Annotated in this window: 4 protein-coding genes and 2 pseudogenes; 4 read left to right on the top strand and 2 right to left on the bottom strand. The window is 53.9% G+C overall.

The window, feature by feature from the left end; genetic code table 11:
* Positions 1-126: 126 nt before the first annotated feature.
* Positions 127-339, top strand: a pseudogene (locus ACLQ7E_RS20325) (helix-turn-helix domain-containing protein); the annotation flags it as partial.
* Positions 340-391: 52 nt separating this feature from the next.
* Here ACLQ7E_RS20325 and ACLQ7E_RS20330 read toward each other — a convergent pair.
* Positions 392-3202 carry an NACHT domain-containing protein gene (locus ACLQ7E_RS20330; RefSeq protein WP_411734394.1) on the bottom strand — a complete coding sequence of 937 codons (2811 nt, stop codon included), beginning with the start codon at positions 3200-3202 and terminating at the stop codon, positions 392-394.
* 784 nt (positions 3203-3986) lie between these two features.
* Here ACLQ7E_RS20330 and ACLQ7E_RS20335 point away from each other — a divergent pair.
* The 3 genes and pseudogenes from ACLQ7E_RS20335 to ACLQ7E_RS20345 all read left to right on the top strand — a co-directional run.
* Complete coding sequence (locus ACLQ7E_RS20335) at positions 3987-5498, top strand: toll/interleukin-1 receptor domain-containing protein (protein ID WP_411734395.1); 1512 nt, start codon at positions 3987-3989, stop codon at positions 5496-5498.
* A 192-nt stretch (positions 5499-5690) separates the two neighbouring features.
* The gene (locus tag ACLQ7E_RS20340; RefSeq protein ID WP_411734396.1) at positions 5691-6731 is read left to right on the top strand and encodes a PDDEXK nuclease domain-containing protein; all 1041 of its coding nucleotides are present in this window, start codon (positions 5691-5693) and stop codon (positions 6729-6731) included.
* 130 nt (positions 6732-6861) lie between these two features.
* Positions 6862-6954 (top strand): annotated as a pseudogene (locus ACLQ7E_RS20345) (recombinase family protein); the annotation flags it as partial.
* A gap of 238 nt (positions 6955-7192) precedes the next feature.
* Here the strand turns inward: ACLQ7E_RS20345 and ACLQ7E_RS20350 are convergent.
* Entirely contained in the window at positions 7193-8356 is a 1164-nt protein-coding gene (locus ACLQ7E_RS20350) for a hypothetical protein (protein WP_411734397.1), read from the bottom strand.
* Positions 8357-8780 lie beyond the last annotated feature (424 nt).

Raw genomic sequence — 8780 nt, forward strand, 5'->3', positions numbered from 1 at the left:
CAACGGTTCTTGGCCAATACGAAAAATGCTGGACACGGTACCCACTCGCCGGAACGCCAGTACCACCTATGCCGTGGGTGCGGTACCAGGTCGCCAGAACACCGGTACCATCAGACGCTATTTAGCACCAGGGAGGGCATGCCGATCGCCAAGGCCAAGGGCCGGCTGCGCGGCAAGCAGCCCAAGCTCTCCCCCGCCCAGGAAAAGCACCTCGTTGCCCTCCACCACGGCGGCAAGCACACCAGCGCCGAGATCGCCGAACTCTTCGGGGTTGCCCGCAGCACGGTGTACAGGATTGTTCAGCGGACGACTGAGAAGCCCGGGAAGTTCATTGCCTAGGCTTCAAACGATGACGAACGCGAGCAGTCTGAACGTGGAAATCTTGGTTGGGCTAAGCCTTTCTATTGAAAGACTCACGAATTTCTTCCCCCACCGGAATTCTTGTGAATATTGGCCATAAAAGCCGGGCAAGTACAGCTTGCGCCAACCAATGTGTCGGATCCAGGTTTCCGCAAAGCAATTCGAAAACCATTCGACTTTCATCGTTCTCAAAAGCAGCCACCGTCCGATCAGGGGCGAAGTCCATGTCGTACTGGAGAAGAGCGAGCCCGTCGTTACCAGTATCAACAAATGAGATTTGCCGTAGCTCGGCCAAGGAGGCCAAGACAAGTTCCCGTGCGTCCCTGCTTTCGCCAAAATCACAAATTCCTGCCTCTAGCAGGGCACCCAATGTGACTATGGGCCCACTCTTGAGGTGTCCTGTCCCTGCTAGGAGTGACACGTAATCCGGTCTTTCTTCCGGATCCACTGGAGCGGCACCGCCGAGGTTTCCCTCGGCCATAATTAGACAAGCTACCGCTATTTGCTTTGGCGCCGAAACCAATGCCTGCCGAAAGCTATTGCGGATGTGGGTCTTTATACTCGGATTATCCGCCGCTGCCGCCAACCCAATTTCCATACCACGCACGTTGCGTGGGATGGTTCCAGAGAGTGACTTTAGGGCAAGATCTACGAATCGCCTTTGCCATCTCGGCTTTGTGGCGGAAAGACCATCGTCCAAAATTTCCGCCGCGAGTTCCGGCGCTACCGGACAAAGCCAGCTAGGGAGCGGTCCAAGATCATCCACGCGCGAGACAATATCTGAAATCCGATTACGCTGGTGGTCGTATCCTTCTGAAAAAATGCGTCCGGCAACAAATACCCATGTGTTGCGCCAATGTGGACTCGGGGCTGTAATTAGCAGACGTCGTTCCACTTCGGAATCTTCACCGTCGCTGATTGCTCTTGCTGCCATCAGCTCTTGTAGGCTTCGAACCTCGAAAGCGATTGTGTCGTCAGATTCAGGCACAAATAGCACAAGCCGATGCGTGGCAGCCTGAACAATTTGATCAGCAATTCGTTCTGCTGATCCGGGACTGTCGTGACCAATATCAGACATTCGGTTAACAGCCATTTGCCTCAGGGTAGTTAGAGGCAAATGAGATGTCGCCTCCCCCATGGTCTCGGCTTGAATTTGGAGCTCCAGTGCCACGCGTTCATGGAGGTCTGTGATGTCAGCCCGATGATTGCTAAATAGTGATGCTAAGGATGTAAGTTTGGCTGCTTCACGGTCATAAACCGTCGTGTAGTATCGCCAGAAAAGCTCGTATCGGTCAGCGGGAAGAGTGCCGAGTTTTTCAAGAATGTAAGTCAGCATCAACACTTGAAGCGGTGTTTTTAACAACCGTTCGGCATTCGGATCGCGAACAGCTTTACCAAAGCTTCGAGTGACTCCTTCTTGTCGATCTAAATCCCCAGAAAGCCGCCGTTCGATCGCCCTGTTTCCATACTCAAGCGCCTTGGACCGTTCGAGGTAACCCAAATCAATCTGATGAAAATACTGAGGCGCTACTCTCTCCGTATACCCTGTTGGACGAGTCGTTACAACAACCAACAAATCAGCGTCTATCTGATCAGCGAGCTCTACAAAAAGTCTGATCTCGTCAAGAATTCTTGTGCGCACTTCTGGCTGAGTAACTTCATCCAAACCGTCAAGAACAAGCAGCCAAGGCCAAACTCTCAGCCAAGAATGTAGCACTGTGGGCGTGATATCCACTGTCGAGCGCCGTGTGATCTTTTCGCATATCCATCGTAAAAGTGATTTGTCGCCGTTGGGACCAAGCCCGTCGGCATACTCCGCTAAATCGACACGAAATGGCCAACGAACGTTCTTGGGGGTATCCAAACTGAGGCGTCTCCCCGCATTGGCAGTACCATCGACAGTCTCTTGCGCTGACGGAATCAACGGGCTCATTAGGACGAAATTGGTTCGATAGACCTGCGCAATGAATCTGCTTAGAGTGCTTTTACCATTACCCGGCGCACCAGTGAGAACGATATGCCGTTGGCTGTCATTCGCCGTCAGCGATCGACGCAAGACACGTTCGCCCTGTCGGATAATCGTCTTGAGCGCGAAACCTTGATTAATTCCGTCCTTGGAGACGGGGAGATCAATTATTGTTTTGTCTATCGAATCACGACTATCTCCGCCAGCTTCGGAGAAATTCACCCATTGCTCGTTCAACAATGAAAATTGAGCATGCTCGATCAGAACCTCTCGAATTCGATCCGAGTGCGGCAAATGGGAACCTAGAGCTCCAAGTCGAGCAACGATGTCCCCCGCCGTGAGCATGGCCGGGAAAGCATTTCGAAGGCCTTCATGTACGGAGAGTAAGCCATTCAGTTGATCTCGATGCCAGATCTTCCAACCACGCAGACCTAATTTAAAGAGTTTTTCTTTGGACCTTTTCGCGATGTATTCGTTTAGTGAATCGATGCCGCCAGATTGTGCGGTGCTCGACAAACGCACATTAGTCACGAATACGATGTATTTCGGGAATCTTAGACGCCTGCTATCCGGATGTTCCCACGAGTCAAGCTCGGTCTTTATTTGACCTCGTAACCAAGATGCATTTCGTGCAGGATCCGCATCGGGAAAGGCTTTTTGCTTGGCCTGGATCACAATGTATCCATCCCATGATTCTTCGCCAAAACCTGTGGTGGAAGACCAGTTAACCGGCCCTTCATATGTGGCCTCTCTACCACCGTCGGCGCCTGCTCCGAATGCGCTTACCCCTGGGCCAAGCGTCAAGATTGAAAGCGCTACCGTCAGTTGTTCAAATGCTCGCGCGCTCAACTGTTCGAGTGGATAGTCTTCAGCCAACTAGGCCCCATTCTTCGAGGATTCGCTGAATCCATCCGTAACTCAGATCTGACACTCAAGATGCACGATGACCTTATCATTTAGTTGCCACTTCTGATCTTAGATTGGGCTTCCCACTCACGATTGACCGAATGCACGTCCCTCAAGCGTTGCAGTCCAAGGGTTCAGAATTCGCAGTCGGCTCAATGAACATGAATCGTATGGTGTGTTTCGATGCATCGTAGAAGAGAGAATGGCCAAGAAGACGATCAGCCAAGTGTAGGATCTCCGGACCTCAGTGCTTGGAGTGGGCGCTGGCGGCTACCTGGCCGCTGAGGATCAACCGGTTGAGTAGCTGGCTGATCCGGTAGCCGGAGTTGGATTCGAGTGCGAGGCTCACCAACTTTCGTGCTTCGGTTCCCTTGCCGTCGATCTAGCGCGTCCGGCCGATCGCGACCAGCATGTCGGCGCGGTGTTCGGTGGGATGAATTCAAGGTCGGTATAAAGTGCATCTGCACCGGTTTTCAAGAATTTCCACTAGAGATAATGGCACAAGTGTCTCATCAAAGGCTCTGGCTCATTGTCCATGCAAAAGCTGTCCTGAGATGCTTTGTTGAGACCATATTTTCGTCGTTAGCCCGTGCTTTCGTCCCTCGCCGGAGCAGAGGCCACGCTCTCAGCAAAGGATCCTTTGTCGAGACGCGACAGTTGGCACGCACGCTATTCGTCTAGCTATGCTAACGACTTTGAACCAGGTGGTGCGTCTATCGATCGTCGTGCTGTGCTCTAGATCTAAGATCTGATTATGACGACTGATGAGGGACAGCACGTTTTCATTTCCTATGTGCGTGAAGACAAGGATCAAGTTGACCGCCTATGCAACATGCTTACGGCTGCCCAAATACCTTTCTGGCGTGACATGCAGGATCTTGGTCCCGGCGATTGGTGGAAGCTCAAGATTCGTGAGGCGATTCGAAATGACGCCCTCGTATTCTTGGCATGTTTTTCTGATAATTCCCGCGGCCGGCAAAAAAACAATATGAACGAGGAGATCAACCTTGCGGTTGAGGAGCTTCGAAAGATGCCTCCCGGCCATACATGGATGATCCCTGTGCGTTTCGACGAAGGAGTAGTTCCTGAGTGGGAATTAGGGGCAGGGCGATCTCTTAATGATGTGAACCGAGTGGATCTTTTCGGAGAGAGCTACACCAATAACGCCGTGTCCCTAATTTCGGCTATCCATAGGATCATGGGCGAAAGTCCCAAGCCCGCAACAACGCGAGCTCTGGTGGATGAGGCTCGTCTCGATGAGCGACCCGAACTTCTCCGCAAGCTAACCAAAGAAATGCTTATGGACTCATCCCGCCGAATTGACTTGGATGACCTGATTGTTCAAGAAACACGGAGCATCATCAAGTTCCTTACTAACGATGAGCGCTATTCGAAATCGCTACTCAACGGTACGAACGAAGAGAATCACGCCACCCTGGTTCGTCTAGCGAATGAGAACTGGGAAGTAGTCCGTCCATTCTGCTATTCCCTTGCCGTGGCCGCCCGCTGGGGAGAACCGGATTCCATTGCGCCATGGATCTCCGGCATCAAAAGCATCGTTACAACTGCAACGAAACATCAAGACGGGTATAAGAACTTGTCGAATTTACGGCATATTGCTGCATTAGCAGTCATCAGCGTCGCCGCGTTGACCTGCTCGGCACACTCCAAATGGGCGAACTTCAGGGCTCTATTGGCAGAACCCAATGTTCCCGATAAATATCGGGACGGTGAGACCATGGGCATTCTCGAAGCCACTGCATACTGGAAGCCATTCGAGAGTTCTGAATCGACCGCAAATATATTCTCGAAGGCTGAGACGACCGATGGAGAACTTTCGAAGCTAATAGATATCTATGTGCGTCAGACCAGCGGGAATTTATACACCCCCGTAGCTGACTGGCTTCATGCTGTGTTGGCCCCAGTATTCGATGATCAGTTCACTGATCGAGAAGAATACGACAGGGAGTACTTGAAGGCGGAAGTGATGTTAGGAGTGACATCCCAAGATGTTGTCTTACAAAACGCTCGGAAACTTGGGCACGACACAACTTACGCGCGATCCCACTGGTTTGGACGATCAACCTGGGCTTCAAGGTATGCCAGGCAGTCTCCGGTTACTTTGCTGGAAGCCGACATCAAGATTGAAGGTGCGTCCTGGCCCCCTATTCGCGGGGGGCTCTTCGGAAGTAATGAACTACGGGCGCTTCAAGCAGTGAAGGCTTACAACGAAGACTTTGTAGAGATTTCCAAGAACCGCCTCTGAATGCGCGAAGAAGAATATTCCATGAACTCATGTTGCCGTGTTGTGATAAGGCTGGTTTTACGGACCATTTTCGGTCAATGCAGGTAACGGCGCGTACGACGATTCGGATATTTCCCTTGAAATCTCAACAATCGCAGGAGGAACTTTGTCTTGCTCTCTCGTGAGGTTTAAGCCGACGATAAACTAGTCATCATGTCCACAACAGGTTCCCTCGTTCCCGAGGGCTACGCGCAATTCCTCACCGCTCTGAAGGACCACGTCCGCTCGGCGCGGGTGCAGGCCCAACGGATCGTGAATACAGCCCTCATCGACCTGTACTGGAACATCGGGAACCGGATCCTGGCAGAACAGGAACGCCAGGGATGGGGAAGCGCCGTCATCATCAGGCTTGCCGAGGACCTGCGCCGGGAATTCCCGGAAATGACCGGTCTGTCCCGCAGCAACCTGCAGTACATGCGCGCGTTCGCCGCGGCGTGGCCGGCATGGGATCCAAATGTCCCACAGGCTGTGGGACATTTGCCGTGGGGCCACATCCGGGTCCTGCTGGACAAGAACCTCCCTCTGGATTCCCGGGAGTGGTATGCCGGGGCGGCCGTGGAACACGGCTGGTCCAGGAACGTCCTGATGAACATGATCATGAACAAGACGCTGGAACGGACCGGCGCGGCCCCATCCAACTTCGACCGGCACTTGGCAAAACCGGATTCGGAGCTGGTGCAGCAAATGGCCAAGGACCCCTACGCCCTGGAATTCCTGGGCCTCACCGGGGAGATCGCCGAACGCGACCTCGAACAGGCCCTCATGGACCGCATCGTTGAGACCCTGCGCGAGCTCGGCCCCGGGTTCGCGTTCGTCGGCCGGCAGGTCCATTTCGATGTCGACGGCGACGACTTCTACCTCGACCTGCTGTTCTTCCACGTGGAGCAGCTGCGCTACGTGGTCGTGGAACTCAAGACGGGGAAGTTCCAGCCCGAGTATGCCGGCAAGCTCCAGTTCTACATTGCCCTGGTGGACGACAAGCTGCGCCGGGCCTCCCATGCGCCCACCGTGGGCATCCTGATCTGCGGCAGCCGCAACGAACACACCGTCAGATACGCGTTGAACCAGTCCAACACCCCCATGGCCGTATCCACCTACACCTACGAGACGCTGCCTGCCGCGGAACAACAAGCCCTGCCCGATGCCGACGAGCTGGCCGCCGCCCTGGATTGGGCGGAACCGGAAGAACGGTAGAAAACCCTGGATCCCCTCGTTCACCCGAACGCCAGTCAGTTCTGTGGCATCTCATCGGCCGAGCTATTTCTGATGTAAGCGAGGAATTCTTTGCCCATTGGTGTCGTTGAAGGATTCCAAACGCCCTTCGCTGGGCGTCATCTGCCAAACCCTCTATCGGCATGTTTCCCCGACGGGGGGGGAGCTGAGGCTAGACGGTGAGAAACTCCTGAAATCGAAATAGATCCGCTCGCAAGAGAACCAGCCAGCACTGCGGTCTCCTCCCTCAAATTGGACCCGCACAACCGTCCCGTTTCGCATCCCGTCACCGGTCGGATCACCGGACGGGTCTACCGGGACGATCGACTTTCCTGTGAATCCCAGAAATCCTTAATCAACAGGTCAGCGATGGGTGCGTTCCGATAGCCCACCGGCTTACGGGACTGTGAGGTGGTCGCTCACAAAGCGCTGCAAAAACGAAGCTAATAGTCCATGTTGTCGGCTATGGCCTGGCGGTGCTCGAGGTGGCTCACGAGTTTTTCGAATTTGTCACTCTCCAGAGCTTCTTCTACCAGTGCTCGAAAATCAGGATCGAATCGGACATCGAGACCTGACGTGATCCACTGAATGGCTTCAGGCAGTTGAGATTGCATCCATGCATCTAGTTCGTCGAACAGGTGAAAAACCTCTTGGATCGTGGACTCAGTCGCCGGCAGGAAAGAAAATAGGGGGCTTTCCCTGACCTTCGTGAGACCGACTGGAACCGCTCCGATGCCCGGTGTATGGAGATATATCGTAGCGGCATGCCCCTTTTCGAAGCCACCGTGTGAGTACGGGTTGCGCCATCGTTCCACGATTGCAGTGAGCTGGCTGCGGTATTGATGAGAGCCGCTGACCTTGTTCAGTACCCGGTTGAACTTTTCCCCCCAACGTGACCCGATGAACGAGGTTAGATTGTCCGAGTCAGGATTGAAGTTAGAGAATGCAAACGCCGGCACTAGATCGTGTTCAAGTCTGCTGAGATATGCCGTAATGGCTGCGATCATGTCGTGGAAGGCGTTTAGCTGCATCAACACTTTTCCGTCTTGGAAAGTGGATGCGCTTGCGAGTCCTTTAGGGAGTTCGTCCACACCGTAGACCTTGTACTCGTCTTCAATCAAAGTAGGGTCAAGCGCACGGGAGCGGAAGTATGCGTAAGCCCTTTCAAGAGAGAAATGTTGGTTCACAACAGTGGCGTGGCCCTGCCCGAGCATCTCTGGTGCCCTAGCCAGAAGGACTTTTTCAACAGCTCGCACCGCTGAACGAAGCTGTGTCTGAATTTCAGCAAGAAGCTCTATGCTCGCGTCTTCCGTTAGATCGGCCGGGAGGTGGAGACGCAGGCCGAACTTCTCGTGCGCTAGCGATGCACCAACACCCTTGTATGTGAACGAGGCCCACCACTCAACCTTTTCGCCCGGTCCACCAGTCTTCAAGCCAGCGATCCGCAGAGAGTATGCCAAGAGGCGCGGCACGGGGAAATCATGAAAACTCAAAGTATGCCGCTTGGATGCGTAGGAGTCGTCGGGCTTCCGTGGACCAAAGTCTCGTAGCGGTCCGCGTTTGAGGTGCTCGCCGGTTTCCGTGTCATCGGGGAGTGAAAAGGCCATAGTAATAGCATGCCAGTTATGCAACGTGTCCAGCGGACCCTAGCCTCCGGCCCGCAGGTTCTGACCGGCTGGACTCACTTGCTGTGGACCTGACGCCAGGACATCGCAGGTGTCAATCTGTTCCGCTCAAGGTTCCTCTGCGGACAGCACCACCAATCTCGCAGCGACTGTTGAGCTGGGTGGCACAATGCCCCGGAACTGGACCCTCTAACGGAACACTGCCGAACTCTTATCCGGACAACCCCCTCACGGGATGCATCTACTTGAGGCAGAAAAGCTCTTCTTCTGGTTCTCCGGCCGGACCCTCTGCTGCCAGAATGAGGCCATGAACATTGAGAACTGGTGGCCACTTCTGAACTCTTCGACCCGGCAATGGTTGATCGACAATAACGGAGACGTTGTGCCGCCAAGCATTCTGGATCAG

It is taken from the genome of Paeniglutamicibacter sp. (assembly GCF_046714615.1).
Taxonomy (GTDB): domain Bacteria; phylum Actinomycetota; class Actinomycetes; order Actinomycetales; family Micrococcaceae; genus Paeniglutamicibacter.